This is a genomic window from Pseudomonas sp. LBUM1658 (assembly GCF_059716055.1).
This window is the reverse complement of the sequence record NZ_CP166798.1, coordinates 3,555,893-3,577,358: the sequence shown is the minus strand read 5'-3', so window position 1 is coordinate 3,577,358 and position 21,466 is coordinate 3,555,893. Positions and strand designations below refer to the sequence as shown.

General features: G+C 60.9%; 17 protein-coding genes. 4 read left to right on the top strand and 13 right to left on the bottom strand.

The genetic code is table 11. From position 1 onward, the window contains the following. Positions 1-15 precede the first annotated feature (15 nt). The 9 genes from ACA064_RS16315 to argH form a co-directional block, all read right to left on the bottom strand. Positions 16-723, bottom strand: a complete 708-nt coding sequence (locus ACA064_RS16315) for an HPP family protein (RefSeq protein WP_497674259.1) — start codon at positions 721-723, stop codon at positions 16-18. A gap of 159 nt (positions 724-882) precedes the next feature. After that, entirely contained in the window at positions 883-2,058 is a 1,176-nt protein-coding gene (locus ACA064_RS16310) for an MFS transporter (protein ID WP_497669037.1), read from the bottom strand. A 187-nt stretch (positions 2,059-2,245) separates the two neighbouring features. Further along, positions 2,246-3,598, bottom strand: coding sequence for an MmgE/PrpD family protein (locus ACA064_RS16305; protein ID WP_497669036.1), 1,353 nt, complete (start codon positions 3,596-3,598; stop codon positions 2,246-2,248). Next, a complete protein-coding gene (locus tag ACA064_RS16300; protein ID WP_497669035.1) occupies positions 3,595-4,482 on the bottom strand; it encodes a polysaccharide deacetylase family protein in 888 nt (295 codons plus the stop codon). Before ACA064_RS16300 ends, ACA064_RS16305 begins: the two co-directional genes overlap by 4 nt. Continuing rightward, on the bottom strand, positions 4,475-5,323 hold the full coding sequence (locus ACA064_RS16295) for a polysaccharide deacetylase family protein (protein WP_497669034.1): 849 nt from the start codon (positions 5,321-5,323) through the stop codon (positions 4,475-4,477). The genes ACA064_RS16300 and ACA064_RS16295 overlap by 8 nt, the downstream gene beginning before the upstream one ends. Positions 5,324-5,516: 193 nt before the next feature. Beyond that, on the bottom strand, positions 5,517-6,341 hold the full coding sequence (locus tag ACA064_RS16290; protein ID WP_497669033.1) for an ABC transporter substrate-binding protein: 825 nt from the start codon (positions 6,339-6,341) through the stop codon (positions 5,517-5,519). A gap of 40 nt (positions 6,342-6,381) precedes the next feature. Further along, complete coding sequence (locus tag ACA064_RS16285) at positions 6,382-7,146, bottom strand: amino acid ABC transporter ATP-binding protein (RefSeq protein WP_497669032.1); 765 nt, start codon at positions 7,144-7,146, stop codon at positions 6,382-6,384. A gap of 20 nt (positions 7,147-7,166) precedes the next feature. Beyond that, positions 7,167-8,045, bottom strand: coding sequence for an amino acid ABC transporter permease (locus ACA064_RS16280; protein WP_497669031.1), 879 nt, complete (start codon positions 8,043-8,045; stop codon positions 7,167-7,169). 179 nt (positions 8,046-8,224) lie between these two features. Then, a complete protein-coding gene (gene argH, locus ACA064_RS16275) occupies positions 8,225-9,652 on the bottom strand; it encodes an argininosuccinate lyase (protein ID WP_497669030.1) in 1,428 nt (475 codons plus the stop codon). Between the two features lie 305 nt (positions 9,653-9,957). Between argH and ACA064_RS16270 the strand changes: the two genes are divergently transcribed. Then, a complete protein-coding gene (locus ACA064_RS16270; RefSeq protein WP_497669029.1) occupies positions 9,958-10,923 on the top strand; it encodes a LysR family transcriptional regulator in 966 nt (321 codons plus the stop codon). A gap of 4 nt (positions 10,924-10,927) precedes the next feature. Here ACA064_RS16270 and ACA064_RS16265 read toward each other — a convergent pair whose 3' ends face one another. Continuing rightward, the gene (locus ACA064_RS16265; RefSeq protein ID WP_497669028.1) at positions 10,928-11,152 is read right to left on the bottom strand and encodes a type VI secretion system contractile sheath small subunit; all 225 of its coding nucleotides are present in this window, start codon (positions 11,150-11,152) and stop codon (positions 10,928-10,930) included. A 527-nt stretch (positions 11,153-11,679) separates the two neighbouring features. On the opposite strand from ACA064_RS16265, the gene ACA064_RS16260 reads away from it, so the two are divergent. Then, on the top strand, positions 11,680-12,636 hold the full coding sequence (locus ACA064_RS16260; RefSeq protein ID WP_497669027.1) for a site-specific integrase: 957 nt from the start codon (positions 11,680-11,682) through the stop codon (positions 12,634-12,636). 11 nt (positions 12,637-12,647) lie between these two features. Here ACA064_RS16260 and ACA064_RS16255 read toward each other — a convergent pair whose 3' ends face one another. Genes ACA064_RS16255 through nirB form a run of 3 tightly spaced genes read right to left on the bottom strand, consistent with a single transcriptional unit; the run spans position 12,648 to position 16,131 of the window. After that, the gene (locus tag ACA064_RS16255) at positions 12,648-13,133 is read right to left on the bottom strand and encodes a CBS domain-containing protein (protein ID WP_497669026.1); all 486 of its coding nucleotides are present in this window, start codon (positions 13,131-13,133) and stop codon (positions 12,648-12,650) included. A 44-nt stretch (positions 13,134-13,177) separates the two neighbouring features. Next, complete coding sequence (nirD, locus tag ACA064_RS16250; RefSeq protein WP_497669025.1) at positions 13,178-13,573, bottom strand: nitrite reductase small subunit NirD; 396 nt, start codon at positions 13,571-13,573, stop codon at positions 13,178-13,180. Further along, on the bottom strand, positions 13,573-16,131 hold the full coding sequence (gene nirB, locus ACA064_RS16245; protein WP_497669024.1) for a nitrite reductase large subunit NirB: 2,559 nt from the start codon (positions 16,129-16,131) through the stop codon (positions 13,573-13,575). Before nirB ends, nirD begins: the two co-directional genes overlap by 1 nt. A 603-nt stretch (positions 16,132-16,734) precedes the next feature. Here nirB and ACA064_RS16240 point away from each other — a divergent pair. Continuing rightward, entirely contained in the window at positions 16,735-19,605 is a 2,871-nt protein-coding gene (locus ACA064_RS16240) for a caspase family protein (RefSeq protein WP_497669023.1), read from the top strand. 6 nt (positions 19,606-19,611) lie between these two features. After that, positions 19,612-21,444, top strand: coding sequence for a hypothetical protein (locus ACA064_RS16235; protein ID WP_497669022.1), 1,833 nt, complete (start codon positions 19,612-19,614; stop codon positions 21,442-21,444). Positions 21,445-21,466 lie beyond the last annotated feature (22 nt).

Here is a 21,466-nt window from a genome sequence, read left to right as displayed (position 1 = left end):
GCAAGCACAAACAGTTCAGACCCGGCTGGACAACACTTCACCAATGCTGCGGCGCCTGGCGTGCAGTTCGCTGGCGTGGATCAGTTGCTCAAGGTCCTCAGGAGTTACGTCAAAAAACTCCTGCATATCGTCCAGCGCGCGTCGCAGGTCCTCGGCGGTGATGCTTGCCGGGTCTATGGGCGGGTGATCGGCGGGAACCACCGGTACCTTCTCGTTATGGCTTTTCGGGTAGCGAATCCGCGTCAGGTTGTTATAGGCCAGTGCGCTGAACAGCATGCACAGCGCGCTGAGCATGACCGAGCCCAAGGCCAGCCAGTCCAGGGCGATGGTCGCCGGATCGGCCAGCACCAGCAACAGGGCCAGGGCTCCGGCCGGGGGATGCAGACAGCGCAGCCAACACATCAGAATCAGCGCCATGCCGGCGGCCAGGCAAGCACTGCCCAGGCTGCGACCGAGCACGTGAGCCACCAACAGCGAAACCACCGCCGCGGTGAAGTAGCCGCCAAGAATCGACCACGGCTGAGCCAGCGCGCCGGACGATACGGCAAACAGCAGTACCGCTGAAGCGCCCAGTGGACCGATCAGGTGCAACGCAACCCCCATCCCGAACACTTTCGCGCAGCACCAGACACTGAACATAGTCCCGAGGGACATGCCGATGGCGGCACGACTCCATTCGGCAGGGCGGGTATTGATGGCAGCAGGTATCCAGCGAGAAAACATGACGAAGAAGATCCAGTAACCGAAAAAAACCGACAAAAAGAAGGGCTCTCTGGAACACCAGAGAGCCCTTTGAACGTTCCTGCATTTGGGGGAGGAACCGGCACAGTGTGCCGATGAACGGCATCCTCTACAAATTCATAATAATGCGGTTTAAGTGCATTAGTTTTGCTGTATCGCCACTCTCCGCCCACTCAGGAAGCACAGCAAACCACCCATGGCAGTCAGTCCGCTCAGGGCATAAAACATCGTGCCCGGCGCTGAATGGGTCAGCAAGTAGCCGCAGATCACCGGGCTCAGGGCACCGCCCAGGGCCGCCAGGTTTTGCGCGCCGTAATAGCTGCCCCGCAGTTCTTCGGGGGCGAGGGTGTCGATAAAGAGAAACTCCGCCGGGTAGATGATCATTTCGCCGAGGGTGAACACAAACATCGCCAGGCACCAGGACACCAGGTTATCGGCGTAGCTGAAGCCGATCAGCCCGACAATGAACAGACTGCTGCCCACGGCAATCCAGTAGCGCAGTTGCTCGCGCTTGAGGAAACGGCCGATCTGATACTGCAAAAGGATCACGCTGATGGCGTTGCAGGCGAGGATCGCCGCCATGGTTTCCAGGGCGTTTTGCGAGCTCTGGGTCACCAGCAGGTATTGCGACAGGTACAGGGTGAAACGCCCATGGACCACGGTGCTGAGCAGGCAGCCGCAAGTGAACATGATCAGCGTGCGGTCGTTTTTCAGGGTCACCAGGGTATTGAGAAAGCTCTGTGGTTTGCCGAGAGCCGGGGCGCCAGGGGTACCGGCAATCCCGCGCATCAGAAAGGTGCTGAAAAACGCGATGCCGCCGGCAATCAGGAACGGCGCCAACGGCTGCACGCCGGCAATCACCACCCCGAGCATGGGACCTGTCGCGTAGCCGATATTGGTCAGGGTGTAGCGCAACGAGAAGACCTTGGCCCGTTGGCCCATGGGCAGGTTTTCGCTGATGATCGCCTTGGAGCCGATCAAGAACAACGCGGACGCGGTTTCGGTGATCACCAGGGTCAGGGTGGTCAGGTACAGATTCTCGGCGAAGGTCAGCAGGACGAAACCGATCGCGCTGGACAACATGGCGAGGATCAACAATCGGCGCTTTTCCAGACGGTCGATGATGTAGCCGCCATAGAGGGCGAGCAGGGTAGCGATGAACACCGCGATACCCAGCAACAGACCGACATCCTGCTGGTTCAGGCCGAGTTTGTTACTCAGGAACAGGGTAAGCAAAGGACTGGTGATGGCGCGGCTGACGACAATGGTCAACGAGCAGATCATCAGACGACGGATAACGAGCGAGTAAGTGGCCACAGTGGTGCACGAGTCCTTGTTTTATTTACCTTCAATTTGAAGAACTTCACCGGTCCCCTGCAGGAGCGAGCTTGCTCGCGATGGACTCAAGGGCGGCGCGTTTATTCAGAAAACACGCGTTATCGTTAACGTCCATCGCGAGCAAGCTCGCTCCTGCAAAGGTGCAGCACCAGAGCAGGCAACGCGTCTATCGAGCCAGCAACCGATCCAGCATGCCAACAGATTCCAGTTCTTCCAGTTGCCACAATTGTTCCAGCAATGCCGAGGCCTGTTCATCGCCCATCACCCGCACCGCCAGACTGAGAAACTTCTCTTCCAGCGCCCCATCGCTCAACGGATTACCCGGCGCCCCCAGCGGTACCTCGACACAGAGACTGGCCTGGCGTCCATCCATCGTGCGCACAGTGATCAGCGGTTCGCCATCCTCCGACAGCTGCGGGTCCACATCAAGCCGGATGCGTTTCAGCCAGCCGACCATTCGCGGGTCTGCTCGTTGCTCATCGGTGTAGGCATCCAGCCGTGCATGACCCTGGATCAGTCGAGCGGCGAGGGCATAAGGCAAGCTCATCTGCGCCGCTGCCAGGCTGCTGATATCGCGACCGCCGCACATATCCTTCAAGAAACCGCACAGGGAAACCTGAACGTCTTCCACTTGATCGGCGCTGACCTGCAACTGCTCCAGCAGCAACCCCATGGCGTCGATGGCCGAGTGAGTGCCACGGCATGAGGCATAGGGTTTGATCGAGCAACGGGCCAGTTTCCAGACCTGGCCGAGGGTCTCGTCCAGTGCTTCGGGCACGGCATCGTCACCGGCCAGGGTCTGGAGAAAACCGCCCCAGACTTCGTCGAACAGCTTCGACGGGCCGCTGATGCCTTGCCGGGCAAATCGCGCTGCCAGCAAGCCACCTTCGGCGGCGCGGCCGCTGTGGAGTTTTTTGCTTTGCGAACCGTCATGGATAAAGCACCAGAGCCCGCCGCTGAAGCTGCCGGCGATGCCCAGTGCCGAGAGCGTCTGCGCCTGGTCAAGACCAAGGATGCGCGCGCAAGCCGCCGCCGCACCGAACACTCCACACGTGGCGGTCGAGTGCCAGCCGGCGCCGTTATGGACCGAATAACCACCGCAGGCTTCGAGGACCCGGCGACCGACTTCATAGCCGATAACCACGGCGCAGATCAGCTCGCGGCCGTCCAGCGGGGTTGCCCGCAAACTCACCGCCGCCATGACCGCGGGCAGCACCACGGCACCGGAATGGTCGCAGCCACCGGTGTCATCCAGTTCCAGCGCGTGGGCGGCGATCCCGTTTAGCATCGCCGCCTGAGTGGCCCCGGTGCGCTGTCGGGTGCCCCAGACCAACGCGTTGCCCGGTTCTTGTCCGAGGGTCCGGCGTACGGCCTCGGCGATTTCACTCCCGGCCCCGGCCAGGGTCGCGCCAAAGGTGTCGATGATGTGTCGCTTGGCTTTCTCCACCAGTTCAGGTGGCAGGTCTTCAAAACGGGTTTCAACGCAAAAGCGCGCCAGACGCTGCATCCGTTCACTCATGGCAGGTACGTCCGATAGTGTCGTTCATAGACCGCGGCCGGGTGGTCCTCGGCCAGGGGTGCTGCCGATTCGCTCCACCATTGCGCGACATCCGCGGCGGTGGCGATCCACACATCTTCGTGTTGCTGAATGCCCAGGAGCAGTTCCCGCAACACACCAATGCGCCCCGGCGTGGCGATGATCTCCGGGTGCAGGCGCAGCACGTAGCACAGACCGAAACGATGAAAGCCGGCAAAGTCCAGCTGCAGATTGCCCAAGGTATGGCTGTAGGAGGCGATCCGCGATTGCGCCGGCGGCACGGCCGGGCTCAGGTTGAAGGCGAAGTAGGGTTCGTCCTCGAGTTCATAGTGCAATGGCAATTCGATCACCTGCGCTGCCGTGGGGTGGGCGAATGGCAGATCATCCCCGCGCCAGGATGAAGACCAGCGAATGCCTTGCTCGTGCAGTGCCTGGACAAATCCGGGCGCCCAGTTGCCGGCAGGAATGCGAAAACCCAGTGGCCGCTGGCCAGTGATCTGCGCCAGTACCTGGCAGCCGCGCGCCAGTGCGCTGGTTTGCTCGACGAGGCTCAGGCTGTCGTAGTTCTCATGGCGGTAACCGGCGCAGGCGATTTCGTGGCCGGCGGCCTGAATCGCGCGAATGTGCCGGGGGTTTTCCTCGGCAACGATACCGGGAATGCACCAGCTGCTCGGCACACCCAATTCTTCGAACAACCCGAGCAAACGATCGACACCGCGCTGAGTGCCGTAGCGCCAGACTGAAAGAGTCTTGTCCCGCCCGGCGACTTCCGGGGCCTGGGTCAGGATGCCGTGGATGTCGTTGTAGTCGACGGTCAGCACCACGGCGCAGCGATAACCTTTTGGCCAAACGGTGGACTCAGCCATGGTGATGCTCCTTGAGCCACCAGTGGGCAACTTCGCGGCAGGTGGCGAACCACACGTCATCGCGCTGACGCATGTGTTCGAAAAGGCGTTCGAGCAGCAGAATGCGACCCGGTTTGCCGGTGATTTTCGGGTGAAACAGGGTGGTCAGGCACAGCCCTTCATTGGCCGCGCCATCGAACTCGCGACACCAGTTGTCCAGGGTCAGCTCGTAGCTGGCGGTGCGGTCCAGACCCGAGGGGAAGTCCGGCGCGCGGGTGTAGGCCAGCGAGGCGTAATCGTCCATTTCCCAACGACCGGGGATTTCCACCAGCGGCTGTTCATGGCCGGGAACCTGTACCAGGTACGGCCGATCATCCCCGCGCATGCTGCTGGAATAAATCACCCCGGCTTCCACTAGCATCGCCGGTGTCTCGGCACGCCAGTCACCGGACGGAGTACGGAAACCTTCAGCGCGGATGTGCAGGTGCTGCCAGAACACCTCGCGGGATTTTTTCATGACGGCCTTCTGCTGCTCCAGGGTCAGGGCATAGAAGGATTCGTGTTTATAGCCGTGGTACGCCACTTCATGCCCGCGCTCGACAACCGCCTGGCACTGCCTTGGCCAGTTCTCCACGACCCAGGCCGGGACGAAGAAGGTCGTCGGAATCCGGAACTGGTCGAGCAAGTCGAGAATCCGTGGCAAGGCCCGATATGGGCCGTAACCGCCGAAGCCGAAATACTCCGGTTTGCGCCAGATCGAGCCATTGAGCATGGCATCGCCGGTGGGGCCGTCGAGGTCGAAGGCCAGGGCCAGGCAGGCTTTGTGCTGGCCTGGCCAGGTCGGTTTGAGCGAGGAGGGCATAAGTGGCGGCTCCGTTGATTTATTGGTACGCCCCCTCGTAGGAGCTGCCGCAGGCTGCGATCTTTTCAGCGGTCAATGGGGTGGCCGGAACAACGTTAAGATCAAAAGATCGCAGCCTGCGGCAGCTCCTACAGGGGTGGATCGTGAACCGGACATCGGTTTCAGCGTTTCAGAAACCCATCCAGCCAAAACCCTACTTGCCGTTATTGATCGTCGCCGTCTCGATTGCGCCCTGGCCCAGGTCCCATTTCTTCAGGATGGCCGCGTAGCTGCCGTCGGCGATCATGCTTTGCAGGGCAACCTTGATGGCTTCGGCCAGCTCCGGGTTGCTCTTGCTCACGCCAAGCCCGGTGAACTGCACGGAGATCGGGGTGCCGAGGGTCTTGAAGGTGTTGGCTTCCTGGGTCTTCAGATACGACAGGGTTTCGCTGCCTTGCATCGCCGCGTCCAGTCGGCCCTGGCGCAGTTGCGCGCGGGCGTCGGCCGAACCTTCGGAACCCACGACTTTTATCGCCGGTTTGCCCGCCGCTTCGCAGTTGGCTTTGCTCCACTCGGCGATTTCCGCCGGGAAGGTGGTGCGGCGGCTGGTGCCGACGGTTTTGCCGCACAAGTCGATGCTGTCATTGATGGTGGTGTTTTTCTGCAAGGTGTAGAACTGCGGGCCGCTAGTGAAGTAGTCGACGAAGGTCACGGTTTTCTGCCGCTCGGCGGTGTCGGTCATGCCCGACATCACGATGTCCACACGCTTGGTGGTCAGCGCGTTGATCATTTGCTCGAAGCCGGTTTCCTGCCATTTGATCTTCAGCCCCAGACGTTCGGCCAGGGCGTTGCCCAGGTCGTAGTCGAGGCCGGTCAGCTCGTTGGTGGCCGGGTCCTTGAAGTCCATCGGCGGGTAGTTGGGCATGATCGCCGCGACGATTTCGCCCTTGCTCTTGATGCTGGCCGGTAATTCGGCTGCCCAGCTCAGGCTGGAAGCCATCAGGCCGGCGAGTACTGCTGGAATGACGAGGTTCTTCATGGTCGTTCTCTTATGAGTTGTTGTGAGCGCCAACTGGCGCCTAGGATCGAACGGCAGAAATGAAGCTTTGGGTGCGCGGGTTTTGCGGACTTATTAGTATTTCTTCGGGGCTTCCAGCCTCCATGATCTGCCCGTCATCCATAAACACTATGCGGTTGGAGACTTCGCGGGCGAAGCCCAACTCATGGGTGACGACGATCATGGTCATGCCGGTCTGCGCCAGATCGCGCATCACCGACAGCACCTCACCGACCAGTTCCGGGTCGAGTGCCGAAGTGGGTTCATCGAACAGCATCAGTTTCGGGCGCATGGCCAGGGCCCGGGCAATCGCGACCCGTTGTTGCTGGCCGCCGGACAGTTCGATCGGGTAGCTGTTGCGCTTGTCGGCCAGGCCAACCCGCGCCAGCAACTCCACGGCCTCTTCATTGGCTTCCTTGGGCGAGCGCTTGAGCACCTGGCAGGGGCCTTCAGTGATGTTTTGCAGCACGGTCATGTGCGGGAACAGGTTGAACCGCTGGAACACCATGCCGGTGGCCAGGCGCTGACGGGCAATCTGCGATTCGTTGAGTTCGTGCAGCTTGTTGCCGACGATCCGGTAGCCCACCAGTTCGCCGTCGACCCAGAGGCCGCCCTTGTCGATCTTTTCCAGCTGGTTGACGCAACGCAGCAGGGTGCTCTTGCCGGAACCGGACGGGCCGATCACGCAGAGCACTTCACCTTGCTCGACTTCCAGGCTGACATCCTTGAGTGCGTGGAAGTGGTCGTAGTACTTGTTCAGGCTGACAGCCTTGACGATGCTTCTCATGTTCAATTCTCCAACACGGCTCAAGAGCGCTTGCCAGCGCCACGGGCGAAGCGGCGCTCCAGGCGGCTTTGACCGAAGGACAGGACGGTGACGGCGGCCAGGTACCAGATCCCGGCGACGATCAGCAGTTCCATCACCCGAGCATTGGCGTAGTAGATGTTCTGGGCGTTGTAGAGCAGTTCCGAGTACTGGATCACACTGGCCAGGGAAGTCATTTTGACCATGCCGATGAACTCGTTGCCCACCGGCGGGATGATGACGCGCATGGCCTGGGGCAGGATGATCCGGCGCAGTGCCTGCAAGCGCGGCATGCCGATCGACTTGGCGGCCTCGTACTGGCCGGTGTCCACCGAGAGCAGCCCGGCCCGCACCACTTCGGCGGTGTAGGCACCCTGGTTGATGCTCAGGCCGAGGAGGGCGGCGATGAACGGCGTCATCAGGCTGACGGTGTCCAGTTCGAACAGGCCGGGTATGCCAATGGTGGGAAAGATCAGCGCCAGGTTGAACCACAGCAGCAGCTGCAGGATCAGCGGCGTACCGCGAAACAACCAGGTGTAGGTAATAGCCACGTAGCGCAGGATCGGGTTGGCCGACATGCGCATGACGGCGGTGATGACCCCGATCACCACGCCCAGGACCATGGCCAGAATGGCCATGACGATGGTATTGAACAGGCCGAACAAGATCGCTTTGGAGGTCAGGAACTGGCCGATATACGACCACTCGATCTGGCCTTCGGCGAACGCCCGCACCAGCCCCAGCAGGGCGACGACGATCAGGGTGGCAAAGAATATTCGCCCGTAGTAACGCCGGGGCACGTGGTCGTACTGGGTTATGTCGAACTGGCTCTCGGCTTGCTTGCGCTCGGCCAGGAGGCGCTCTGCCTGGGTCTGGTTCATGCTGTTTCTCCGAATGCAGGCTGACGGCGCCTGCGGTCTATCGGTCATTCTGTAGGAGCGAGCTTGCTCGCGATGGACGTTAACGATAACGCGTGCTTTCTGGATAAACGCGGCGCCCTTGAGTCCATCGCGAGCAAGCTCGCTCCTACAGGTGTTCAGGTGTTCAGGTGTTCAGGGTTTCAGAGACGGAAACCGTTGTACTGCGCGGCCCATTGCTGTTGTGCGGCCAGGGCGGTTTTCAAGCGACCGATCTGTTCGCGCACCTGCTGTGGCGCGGTGCCGCCCCAGCCACTGCGGGCAGCGATGGCCGCTTCCAGGGTCAGGCTGTCGCGCACTTCGGCGGTCAACCGTGGATCGATCTCTGCGAGCAGCGCCGGCGAGGCTTCCCAGAGTTCGATGTCGTGTTTTTCGCAGGCCTGAACCAGCGCGCCGGTAATTTCGTGGGCCTCCTTGAACGGCACGCCGCGCATCGCCAGCCAGTCGGCGACTTCGGTGGCCAGGGTGAAGCCCAGCGGCGCCTGGCGCCGCAGTTCCTCGACGTTGACTTTCATGGTCGCGACCATCCCGGCCATGGCCGGTAGCACCAGCAGCAAGGTGTCGACGCTATCGAGCACGCCGTGCTTGTCTTCGCTGAGATCGCGGTTGTAGGACAGCGGCAGGGATTTGAGGGTGGAGAGCAGGCCGGTGAGGTTGCCGATCAGGCGACCGGCCTTGCCCCGCGCCAGTTCGGCGATGTCCGGGTTTTTCTTCTGCGGCATGATCGAGCTGCCGGTGGCGTAGGCATCGTCCAGGGCAACCCAGCGAAATTGCCGGGAGGACCACAGGCAAAACTCTTCGGCCAGACGCGAGATGTTGATGCCGAGCATGCTGGCAACGAACAGGAATTCAGCCACGTGGTCACGGCTGGCCACGGCGTCGATGGAGTTTTCGCACACGCCGTTGTAGCCCATTTCCTTTGCCGATTGCTGGGGCAGGCGAGCGATGGCGGAGCCGGCCATGGCCGCAGCGCCCAAGGGTGAGAGGGAGGTGCGGGCGTCCCAGTCGACCAGCCGTTGCACGTCGCGCAGCATGGATTGGGCGTGGGCCAGCAAGTGGTGAGCAAAGACGATCGGTTGGGCCTGCTGCAGGTGGGTAAAACCCGGGCAGATGCTTTCGATATGCTGCTCGGCCTGGTCCACCAGCGCTTGTTGCAAGGCCAGGACTTCGACCGTCAGGGTGCGGACGTGGTCGCGCAGAAACAACCGCAGATCGTTGGCCGTCTGGTCGTTGCGTGAGCGACCGGCCCGCAGCTTGCCGCCCAGCGCGCCGAGACGTTCAGTCAGCAGACGCTCGATGAAGGTGTGTACGTCCTCGTCATCCTGGGTCGGGCTGACGCGGCCCTCGCGGAAATCCACGCCGATGAGCTCAAGGGTTTCGAGCATCTTCAGGGTTTCCTGCTCGTCCAGCAGGCCTGCACGCTGCAATTCACGGGCATGGGCCTTGGAGCCGGCGAGGTCATAAGGGGTCAAACGGAAGTAACGTTCCGGGCAGCGGGACAGCGCGGCCAGGGCCTCGGAAGGGCCGGTTTTGAAGCGTGCACCCCACAAACGATCGGTTGCTTGGGTCATTGTTATTTTCCTCGTCGGTAACACGAACTGAACTCGCTACACATGTCCGTAACAGCTGGCCGGGACCTGATCAAACAAGTCCGGCGCGGTTCACGTCATGCAATTTTCAAGGGGGGCAGTAGCAAGTGGCGGGAACTGATCAAAGTGTCAGTTTTTAATCGTTCAGAATCAGCAAGTTGGCGCTGATGGGCGGATTTTATTTGTGGTTGCAAAGCCTGGTTTTCTGTGTTCATTATTATTGGCCGGCTATGTTTTTGTTGTTGGACTCATCCTGTTGAATAGGCCGCATGAGGTAAATAAGCATTATGGAAACCCCACTTTCCAATTCCGGAAACCCACCACCGAAAAACGCCCATAGAGCACCTTTGGCGCTCAGCGGCCTGGACTTCAAACTGCTCAAAGTGTTCAAGGCGGTGGTCGAGGCCGGGGGGTTCAGTGCCGCCCAGAACGAACTGAATGTGGGGCTCGCGGCGATCAGCAAGCAGATCTCCGACCTGGAAATCCGGATCGGCATGCGCTTGTGTACCCGCGGCCGGGAAGGTTTTTGCCTGACCGAAGAGGGCAATCTGGTGTATCAGGCTTCCATCGAGTTATTTGCTTCGGTCGATAACTTTAGGGACAGGCTTAGTTCCGCTCAAAATGAATTGATCGGCGACCTTAGTGTCGGCGTGATTGATAACACTATTTCAGATGAGCATTCGCCGTTAGTGGCCGCCTTGAGGATAATTCATGATGAATCGCCCAAGGTCAGGTTTCGTCTGCATGCCTCACAACTGGATGAAGTGGAGCGGGGTGTAGTGGAGGGGCGTTTGATCGCCGGAATAGTCCCGGTTTATCAAAAAAGAGAAGAGTTTGATTACTTCAATCTCTATGAAGAAAGATCGCAATCTTACTGTGCAGTCGGGCACCCGTTGTTTGACGCACCGGACGCTGAAATGAGCGTCGATGTCCTCAAGGATCAACAGTTCATCAATCACCGTTATGCCATTCACCGGGATAAAGCCAGGTTCGCGGTATACGACAGTGATTCAGCGTCGGCTTCCCAGGTGGAGGCCGTCGCCATGTTGATCAAGACCGGACGCTTTGTCGGTTTCCTGCCACAGCATTATGCCGCGGCGATGGTGGCGCAAGGCGAACTTCGGGCACTGCGTCCGGATCTGATCAACTTCAACACCCCATTCAATCTGATCCTGCGCCACAACACGGTTCGCAGTCCGCTGGTCAAGGCATTCGCCCAGGCATTGGGCGTGGATCTGAAGGCCGCTTCCTGACGCACTACTCAGGTACCGATTGCCGCTGAAAGTCGAGTGGCCTGCAGACCACTTTGCCCAACATCCGATCATTGGCCTCGTTGTTGAAAAGCCCCCATTCAATACGCTCGCGCAACCCCGGTTTTTCCGCCAGCGGCCCCTTGAGCGCTACCAGGGCATTACGCAACTCTCTCAGTTTGTTCAGTTGTGGCAAGGGCAGCGGTGCAGTCAGGGGGGCATCTTCGGGCATGGAGGCACCTGGAGTGGTTTGGCGAGAAACTCATGGTATTTATTGTAAGTCGATCTTGCCGGTTGATTATGATCCGCTCCGGGGACGCTCATAGGTGATGATTACCGATTTATATGTAGGTTCTTTCTGCAACAGAGGGCTGGCTCAAGAGGGCTATTAGCCTGGGCAGTGGTCGGAAAACCGAAAAAACCAGGCAAAAAGCTGTATATCCGCGAGTCAGACAGCTAAGGTTCGGGGTCGCCGCTACGGCGACTTTTCCCAGAGAAAAAACCTTCATTGCATTAAGTTCGCTCAACTAGTCTGAACACCAAGGAGCAGCCGGGCGGCGTTCCGTTTGCTCGCGAAGGACGTTAACGATAACGCGTGTTTTCTGACTAAACGCGCCCCCTGTAGGAGCGAGCTTGCTCGCGATGGACGTTAACGATAACGCGTGCTGTCTGAATGAACGCGCCGCCCTTGAGTTCATCGCGAGCAAGCTCGCTCCTACAATATCCGGTTGAACTATTTTCATTTAAGGCCTGTTCAGTTTGATTGATCTACCCGATACCGAATCACCAAGTACCTCAAGCGCCGCAAAAGGCCACGATAATCCGCTGACGCTGTACCTGGCGCGTCTGGCGCCCTCCAGTCGGCTGACCATGCGTTATGTGCTGCAGGATGCTGCGGACCGGCTGGGTTTCGACGAGGTCAATATCGAAGAAATCCCCTGGCATGACCTGCAACCTGGCGACGTCATCGCACTGGTCGCTGCCTTGCGCACCGATGGTTATGCACCCAACACCTCGTCCTTGTACGTCAACGCCGTGCGCGGGGTGATGAACGAAGCGTGGCGCCTGAGCCTGATCACCCAGGACCATCTGTTGAAAATGCGCTCGGTCAAGGCCATCGCCGGCACACGGCTGTCCCAGGGGCGCAATCTCAAGCGCACGCTGATCCAGGACCTGATGGCGGTCTGTGCCGCCGACCCACGTCCCCAGGGACTGCGGGACGCCGCGGTGATTGCGATTCTGTATGGCTCAGGCATGCGCAAATCCGAGTCGGTGAACCTGGAACTCAAGCAGATCGACTTCAATGAGCGCAGCTTGCGAGTCACCGGCAAAGGCAACAAGGAACTGATCAAATACGCACCGACCTGGGCCTTCGCCAAGCTGGATGCGTGGCTGGAGTTTCGCCGCTCGCACCTGGTCGAAGGACAGGAGGACGATCCGTTTCTGTTCAACCGGATTCGCCGCGGCAGTCATATCACCCGTGAGCGCATTACCAAACACGCGATTTACTACATTGCCCGGCAACGCGGCACCCAGGTCGGGGTGAAAATCATGCCCCATGATTTTCGTCGTTCATTCATCACCCGAGTGATCGAAGAGCACGACTTGTCGATCGCGCAAAAGCTCGCCCATCACACCAACATCCAGACCACCGCGAATTACGATGTTCGGGATGACAACGAGCGGCGCAGGGCGATCGATCGGTTCGACCTTTGAAAGCATGCCTCTCAGGTGGGTATGTTACGGCTGTACTGCTCGATGGAAAGGTCGGTCCAATCCCCGCGAATGTACTGTTCGAACTGGCGGATCAGATCGGCCTGTTCGACGATGGCTTCCTTGACCAGGTCGCCAATCGACAGCAGGCCGAGCAGCTGACCGTTCTCCACCACCGGCAAGTGGCGCAGATGGCTGTCGGTCATGACACCCATGCACTGCTCGATGCTTTGGCTGGAGTCCACCGTCACCACTGGCGCGCTCATGATTGCGCGGACCGGGGTGCCGACCGAGGAGCGTCCCTGGAGCACGATCTTGCGTGCGTAGTCGCGTTCGCTGATCACCCCGACCACCTGGCCGTTTTCGATCACCGGTAGCGCGCCGACATTTTTTTCCGCCATCACCTTCAGGGCTTCCAGCACCATTTGCTCAGGGCCGATGGTATGGACTTGCCGGTTTTGCCGGGCCTTTAACTTCAGGAGTTGCGCAACGCTTTTCATCGGGATTTCTCCAGTGCTGTTAACGAGGGCGACAGGGCGGACAGTTAACCCGCGCTGCTCACGCCAATCTCCACCACATCGCCGTTCAGCCGTACCGGCCAGACCCGCAGGCATTGCTCCGGATACTCCAGGCAGCTGCCGTCCTCGAGACGGAAGTGCTGCTTGTACAGCGGCGAGGCGATCACCAGCTCACCCTTGAGGCTGCCGACTATGCCGCGGCCGATGACATTGGCTCCGGATTTCGGGTCGCGGTTGTCGATGGCGTAGAGGGTCTTGCCCTGGGTGTCCGGCAGGTGAAACAGCGCCACCTGGGTGCCCTCGTGCCAGGCGACGACGCCGGAATTGGCCACCAGATCCTCACGGCTGCACAGCGCCTGCCACAACGCAGGATTTTGATTGGCGCGTTGGGGTTCGATACGGACGACGTTTGACTGGCTCATCAGAGCACCTCCTCGGTAACGGGAATCAAGTGGAGTTCGCTGGTGTGTACGGGCCGGCGCTGGCCGCGTTCCTTGACGAAATGGATGTCCGGGTCGCCGCGCTTGTCGTTGACGAACGTGCGAAAGCGCTTGAGTTTTTCCGGGTCGTTGATGGCGTTGGCCCATTCGCATTCATAACGGTCGACCACCAGCTGCATCTGCGATTCCAGCTCGGCGGCCAGGCCCAGGCTGTCGTCGATGATCACCTCTTTGAGGTAATCGAGGCCGCCTTCCAGGCTTTCGCGCCAGACCGAGGTGCGCTGCAGTTTGTCGGCAGTGCGGATGTAGAACATCAGGAAGCGGTCGACGTAGCGCAGCAGGGTTGCGTCATCCAGGTCGGTGGCCAGCAGCTCGGCGTGACGCGGGCGCATGCCGCCGTTGCCGCAGACGTAGAGGTTCCAGCCTTTCTCGGTGGCAATCACCCCGATGTCCTTGCTCTGCGCTTCGGCGCACTCACGGGTGCAACCGGACACCGCCAGCTTGAATTTATGCGGTGCCCGAAGGCCCTTGTAGCGATTCTCCAGCAGCAGCGCCATGCCCACGCTGTCTTGCACGCCGTAGCGGCACCAGGTGCTGCCGACGCAGGATTTCACCGTGCGCAACGACTTGCCGTAACCGTGGCCGGTCTCGAAGCCAGCCTCGACCAGCTCGCCCCAGATGTCTGGCAGTTGGTGCAGCTGGGCGCCGAACAGGTCGATGCGCTGGCCGCCGGTGATCTTGGTGTAGAGGTCGTATTTCTTCGCCACGGCGCCGAGGGCGATCAGTTTGTCCGGGGTGATCTCGCCGGCGGCGATGCGCGGGATGATCGAGTAGGTGCCGTTTTTCTGCATGTTGGCCATGAAGGTGTCATTGGTGTCCTGCAGCGACACCAGCGACGGATCCATGATCGGCTGGTTCCAGCACGAAGCGAGAATCGAGCCCACCGCCGGCTTGCAGATATCGCAGCCGGTGTGGCCGCGGCCGTGTTTGGCCAGCAGTTCGTTGAAGCTGATGATCCCTTCCACCCGCACCAGGGCATAGAGCTCCTGACGGGTATGGGCGAAGTGTTCGCACAGGCTCTTGTCGACGGCCACGCCACGGGCGCTGAGTTCGTGTTCGAAGACCTGCTTGAGCAGCGCGCTGCAACCGCCGCAGCCGGTGCCGGCCTTGGTCTTGCCCTTGAGCTCACCGAGGTCGGTGCAGCCGGCGTCGATCGCGCAGCACACCGCGCCCTTGCTGACGTTATGGCAGGAGCAGAGGGTCGCGGTATCCGGCAGCGCATCGGCGCCGAGCGTCGGCGCGCCGTCCGACAGCGGCAGGATCAGGCTCGACGGATCCTTGGGCAGCGCGATGCCGTTCTGTGCGTACTGCAGCAGGGTGTCGTAGTAACTGTTGTCGCCGATCAGTACCGCGCCGAGCACGTGCTTGCCGTCGGCGGAGACCACCAGACGCCGATAGCTGGCACTGGCTTCGTCGATGAAGCGGTAGCTCTTGGCACCCGGCGTGGCGGCGTGAGCATCGCCAATCGAACCGACATCTACCCCCAGCAACTTGAGCTTGGTCGACATGTCGGCGCCGGTGAACGGCTCATAGTGCTCACCGGCCAGTTGCGCGGCCACGTTGCGCGCCATGCTGTAGCCGGGCGCGACCAGACCGAAGATGCTGCCGTTCCAGGAGGCGCACTCGCCGATGGCAAAGATCTCGGGGTCGCTGGTGCGGCAATGATTGTCCACCACCAGGCCGCCGCGAGCGGCCACTTCCAGCCCGGCGCTACGGCCGAGCGCATCCTGCGGGCGGATGCCGGCGGAGAACACGATCAGGTCGGTTTCGAGGAACTCGCCATCGTTGAAGTTCATGCGATAGGCATAGTCTTCACCGGAGACGATTTCCTTGGTCGCCCGGGAGAGGTGTACGCCGACCCCCAGGGCCTCGATTCGTGCTTTCAGCGCGTCACCGCCCAAGGCGTCCAGTTGCACCGGCATCAGCTGTGGGGCGAATTCGACCACATGGGCTTGCAGGCCCAGTGATTTCAGCGCGTTGGCGGCTTCAAGTCCAAGCAAGCCGCCGCCGACCACCACGCCACGACGGGCATTGGCGGCAGCCTCGCGGATTGCGTCGAGGTCGTCCAGGGTCCGGTAGACCAGGCGCGAACGGCCTTCGGCACCGGGGATCGGCGGCACGAAGGGATAGGAACCGGTGGCCAGCACCAGGCGGTCGTAGGCCTGGCGTCCGGCACTGGTGACCACTTCTTTGCGCTCGCGGTCGATTTCCAGCACCTGCACCTCGAGTTGCAGGTGCACGCCGTGGCGGGCATACAGATCGGCCTCGCCAAGGGCCAGGGACTCGGCATCGCGGCCGCCGAAGTACTCCGAGAGGTGCACGCGATCGTAGGCACGCTGGCGCTCTTCACCGAACACATGTACGTGATAGTGGGCGAGGGCACCGTGCTCGATCAGTTGCTCGACGCAATGATGACCGACCATGCCGTTGCCGATGACAACCAATGTTTCGCTCTTGATCGGGGTGACGATAGCGTTCATTGCCTTTCCTCAGTCGAAGCCGCTGCCTTGGCATGGCCAAAAAAACCAAAAAAAAACGCCTGGAGCCGACTAGCAGCTCCAGGCGCCTTTGCCTGGTATTCATTCGTGTGTGATGGGGTGAAAGCCGCGGCCACGTTGCCCGGTTCACCCGTCCCGGGCCTTTGCAGGCAGGTGGTCAGCAGTGACCACTCGGGAGGTGTACAAGGTGTAGAGCACATTCCATGCCAGCTTCGATCGAGCTGCTTCCCCTGCGAATCAACGGATGTACTCAATCTCTTGTAGGAGCGAGCTTGCTCGCGATGGACGTTAACGATAACGCGTGTTTTCTGAATAAACGCGCCGCCCTTGAGTCCATCGCGAGCAAGCTCGCTCCTACAAGTGTGGGCATGCCCAGCCAGACGAATTGAACCAGAAAGGTGCGATGCGAGTTTGGCGGTGGCTTGTTTTGGGGCAGCTCGGGACTTTGCCAGCTATACCCGAAACAGCCGCTTGGCGAGGCCAAAGTGACGGGCCCGTCTGGTTATAAATGGACAAAGAGCCATTCCCACCTAGAGTTTCCTTCAGTGTCATCTTGATTAACCTTTGCCCCAGAGGTTTTCTATCATGTCGACGCCCACCTTTATCAGGCTCAGCCTGGAGCAGTTCGCGCAGCTGCTTGCGCAATATCCCTTCAGTCGCAAAATCAATGCGGTGCACATGCATCACACCTGGCGACCGAGCCGACGGGATTTCAAGGGGCATGAAACGATAGTCGGCATGTGGCGGTACCACACTCAGACCAATCGCTGGAGCGATATAGCCCAGCACGTCACCATTGATCCCCAGGGCTTCATCTGGCTGGGGCGCAACTGGAACCAGCCTCCGGCGAGCGCGGCGGGGCATAACGGCAACGCCTCGTTCGGGCCGTTCATGTTCGAGATGATCGGAGATTTTGATCAGGGCCGTGACCCCTTCGATGGCCAGCAACGCGACACGGCACTGCGGGTGGTTGCCCTGGTCCAGGAGAAATTCGACCTGCCGCTGGAAAGCCTGCGCTTCCATAACATGATGTCCAGCAAGTCCTGCCCGGGCAGCAGCCTGGACTACTCGCAGATTCTGGCCGAGGTGCAGAGCCTGCGCGAGCAGATAGCCAGCCAGAGCCTGGGGCGTGGCGTCACTGAACCGGAGGAGGGGCCCTTTCCCGGTGAGCAGGGTTATATCCTGCGCGACGCCATTGATGCGCTGTCACGCACGCCCAGGGGTACCGATCCGGCGGATGCCGAGTTGTCTCATGATGAGCAGGAGACGCTGTCCACCGACGGGCAAAGGGATCTGCCGGCAACTGCGCGCGGTCAGGGACTGACCCCCGGGCAACTGGCCGCGCTGCAGCCGCACCTGGTCAACCTCAGCGTGGGACGATTTACCAGCGAAGGCGAGGTCACGACTTCAGCGGCCGACGTCGATGCGATCTTCGAGGAGCATCTGGTCGAGGCCCTGGCCGTGGCGAAGCGCGAGAATCGCAAGCTGCGCGTATTGCTGTATGCCCATGGCGGCTTGATCTCGAAGTCCGGCGGTCTGGAAATTGCCCAGAAGCATGTGGCGTGGTGGCTGAGCAATGGAATTTATCCGATCTATTTCATCTGGCGGACCGGTTTCTACGAGACCATCGGCAGCCTGCTCAAGCGTGCCTGGCCGGGCGCGACTCGGGATTTGGCCGACTTCAGTTCGGACCTGCTGATCGAAGGCGCGGCGCGAGCCCTGGGCGGGGAAAGTATCTGGGGCGGGATGAAGTTCAGCGCCGAACGGGCTGCCGACCCGGTGGAGGGTGGCGGCTGGTACGTGGCCGGCAAGCTCAAGCAGTTTTGTGACGCTCATCCCGAGAGTGTCGAACTGCATGGGATGGGCCACAGTGCCGGGTCGATTTTTCATTGTCATTTCCTGACCGCCGCACACCACCTCAGAGTACCGAAATTCGCCACCCTGCAATTTCTCGCGCCAGCGGTGCGGGTCGATACCTTCAAGCAGCATCTGCTGGAGCTGCTGCACAAGGGCGAGGTGGCGGAGAAGATCACCATCTTCACCATGAAAAAGCAGTTCGAGAAAGACGACGATTGCGCCGGGGTTTATCGCAAGTCGCTGCTCTACCTGATTTTCAATGGACTGGAGGAAAAACGCAGCACGCCGATTCTCGGGCTCGAAGAGAGCCTGCGCGGTGATCCGCTGCTCAAGCAGCTGTTCTGCCTCGACGGCAAGAACAGCGGGCCGGGTGAAGTGATCTGGTCGCAGACAGCCGCGGACACCGGGCGCTCGGCCAGCCAGTCGACTTCCCATGGCGGCTTCGACGATGACCCGGTCACCATGAACAGCGCCTTGCTGCGCATTCTCGGTCTACCGGATGCCGGCAAGATCAACCCCTATCCGCGGGCCAAAGCGCTTTCTCAGGCAAGGGCCTGGACCGATGAAGTCGATTGGCCGGAAGGCTTCGAACAGTGGCGCCAGAATGCCTCGAGTGCACCGCCGCCACGCTACCCGGCGTCGCCGATTGCGGTCCAGGTCATCGGCTCCGCGGTGGCGGCAGCCGGTGGCCGGCGCATGGCGTTGTGCATCGGGATCAATGATTACCCCGAACCGGAGCATCGGCTTGCCGGTTGTGTCGCCGATGCGCAGATGTGGGCGCAATCCCTGAGCAGACGCGGCTTTTCGATCCAGATGCTGCTCAACGACCAGGCCACCCGCGAGGCGATCGATCGAAGCATTCGCGAGATGGTCACTGACTCGCGGGCCGGGGATGTCATCGTCATCCAGTATTCCGGCCACGGAACCTTTGTCGCCGACCTCAATGGCGATGAAGCCGATGGCAATGACGAAGCGCTGTGTCCGGTGGACTTTGCCACGGGCGCGCTGTACATCGACGATGACATCGCCGGGATCTTCGCCCGCTTGCCGGATGGGGTGAACCTCACCTGCTTCATGGACTGCTGTCATTCGGGCAGCAATACCCGTTTTGCGGTCGGAGGCGTCAACCAGCGACCACTGGGACGAGACGTTCGCAAGCGTTTCGTGCCGCCCACCGAGGAAATCAATCGCGCCCATGCGCTCTTTCGCCAGGCCCACGGCGGTACCTCCAGTGGCATGAACAGTGGCGGGGCGCAGCAGATGCGCGATGTCAAGTTCGCCGCCTGCCAGGACGATGAAGTGGCGTGGGAAAGCGACGGCCATGGCGAGTTCACCCTGCGCGCCACCCGGGTGCTCGACGAGGGCAGTCAGGTCACCCATGAGCAATTCACCCAGCGGGTGGTCAGCGATTTCGGCGCGCAAGCCCGTCAGCATCCCAAGCTCGACTGCAACGACAACGCCAAAGCCGCGGTGCTGCTGCAGCCGCTGCAGAACGTCAGCATGGCCGGGCCGGGGCGCCAGACAGAGGCTGACCATGCCGTGCTGATGCAGATCCTGCAGCAATTGCAGCAGCTGAACAGTCAACTGGGCAAGAGGTAATCGAGCGTGCCACAGGATCCCAAGCGCCCTGGCGAAGGGGTCGACTTCTGCCTGGCGGAGTCATTCGCCTGGATGCCGAGCCCACCCTATCAACGGCAACCCGCAGACCCGTTGTACCGACCGCTGCGGATCTATACGGTGGACCCTTCGGTGCGCCGCCTGGAAGGCGCCATCGGCACCCTCAATGTGCCTTTCGAACCACTGACCGTCGGCCCCTGCGGTGGTCTGTTCCGGGTCGAACATCGCAATACCCAGCTCGGCCTGGAGTATCGCCAGGCTGACCTGGATGAACTCAGTGTGCTGATCGCCAACGGTTATGAACCTTCGCCATCGGACCCGCGTTTTCACCAGCAGATGGTCTATGCCGTCAGCAGCAACGTCTACATGGCCTTCAAGCTGGCGCTGGGACGCGATCCGAGTTGGGGATTCGGCAATGACCAGCAACCCATGTCGCTGACCTTGCACCCGCATTACGGCGAGAACTGCAACGCTTACTACACCAAAGGCCGCCAGGGCGGCGAGATCCGCTTTGGCTATTTCAAGGCCAGCGCCACCCCCAGCGATCGATCACTGCCGGGCGGCTACGTCTTCACTTGCCTGTCCCACGACATCATTTCCCACGAAGTCACCCATGCGCTGCTCGATGGCCTGCGCCCTTGCTTCAGCCTGCCACTGAGTTCGGACGTGCCGGCCTTCCATGAAGCGTTCGCCGATCTGGTGGCGATTTTCCAGCACTTCAGCTACCGGGAAGTGCTGATCGCCTCGATCCGCCGGTGCAAAGGCAATCTGCTGCAAGCCAGCCTGCTGACTCAGCTGGCTCAGCAGTTTGGTCACACCACCGGCCAGAACGGCCCGCTGCGCAGCGCGATAGAGAGCAATATCGAGCAACCGCGACAGTACCAGCCGGACATGGAAGTGCACGAACTGGGATCGATTCTGGTCAGTGCGCTGTTCGAAGCCTTTGCGCAGATCTTCGAGCGCAAGATCGCACGTTACATCCGCCTTGCCACCAACGGCGCCGGAATACTCCCGCCTGGTGACATGCCCCACGACTTGCAGGTGCTGCTGGCAGAAAAGGCCAGTAAGCTGGCCCGCCAGTTCCTCACGATCTGCATCCGCGCCATCGATTATTGCCCGCCCACGGCGATCAATTTCGGCGACTACCTGCGGGCGCTGATCACCGCCGATCACGACGTGGTGCCGGATGACACATGGGACTACCGCGGAGCGATCATCGACAGCTTCCGGCGGCGCAATATTTACCCGCGCAACGTCACCAGCCTCTCGGAAGACGCCTTGTTATGGTGCCCGCCGCGGATACACCTGCCACCGGTGTCCGCTCTGGACTTTGCCTCCCTGCGTTTTGAAGGGGATCCGGCGCATTGCGCCAGTCCCCAGGAGCTGCGCCGCCAGGCCGGTGTGCTGGGGCTGTATGTGAGCAGGCCCGAACACCGGGCCGAGTTCGGCCTGGTTGCGGCGGATGACCCGCGTTTGCAAGGCGACAGCGTCAGCCTGCCGTGCATTCAGTCGATCCGCACCTCCCGGCGAGTCGGTCCCGATCAGAGCGTCACCTTCGACCTGGTGGCGGAAATCACTCAGCAGCGCCACGTAAAGGCCTGCGAACTGGGCCCGGCGTTTACCTATCAAGGCGGCTCGACCGTACTGCTCGGCCCCCGTGGCGAAGTACGCTATGTGATGTTGAAAGGCGTGACGGGCCGCGACCGACTGGAACGGCGGCGCCGATTCCTGATGAGCACCGAGGGCCAGAAATACTGGCGGGTCAGCCAGGACCGTTACATGCAGATCGACGAGGTGTTCCGCTTGGTGCATGGGGGGTAGGGCACATGAGTGAATGCAAAAC